The sequence below is a fragment of the Acetomicrobium sp. S15 = DSM 107314 genome (assembly GCF_016125955.1).
In the GTDB taxonomy this organism is placed as follows: domain Bacteria; phylum Synergistota; class Synergistia; order Synergistales; family Thermosynergistaceae; genus Thermosynergistes; species Thermosynergistes pyruvativorans.
The window spans coordinates 1-318 of sequence record NZ_JADEVE010000074.1 but is presented as its reverse complement, the minus strand read 5'-3'; the positions used below and the strand labels follow the sequence as shown (position 1 = coordinate 318).

The following is a 318-nucleotide window of genomic DNA, read 5'->3' as shown; positions in this document are numbered from 1 at the left end:
AAAACAGCAGTAGAAATGGTGGATCCCAAGCTTCCCCCAGGATACATAACCGTGGGACGCTATTGGGAGACCACACATCACGCCCCCGTATTGATGGGCTCCACAGTGAACTTCAAGAAAGGCCAAGACTCTAAGCAGCGTGCTCTTACCGCTGCCATTTGGGCCAACCAACCCTCCGATATCTCCCTCGTCTATGACACGATGAGGGACGTCTAAGACCAGCCTGCCGTTATATCTATGTTTAACGCCGGAAAGCTCGTAGAGAGCCTTCATTGGGCAGCCCTCTTTTTAAACGCCGAGAGGGCGGCATTTACGGCT

At 52.8% G+C, this 318-nt stretch carries 2 pseudogenes; one reads left to right on the top strand and one right to left on the bottom strand.

Annotation, left to right across the window (positions count from 1 at the left end):
• Window positions 1-15: 15 nt before the first annotated feature.
• Window positions 16-108 (top strand): annotated as a pseudogene (locus EZM41_RS14510) (hypothetical protein); the annotation flags it as partial.
• A gap of 9 nt (window positions 109-117) precedes the next feature.
• Here the strand turns inward: EZM41_RS14510 and EZM41_RS14505 are convergent.
• Window positions 118-273 (bottom strand): annotated as a pseudogene (locus EZM41_RS14505) (ATP-binding cassette domain-containing protein); the annotation flags it as partial.
• Between the last annotated feature and the right edge of the window lie 45 nt (window positions 274-318).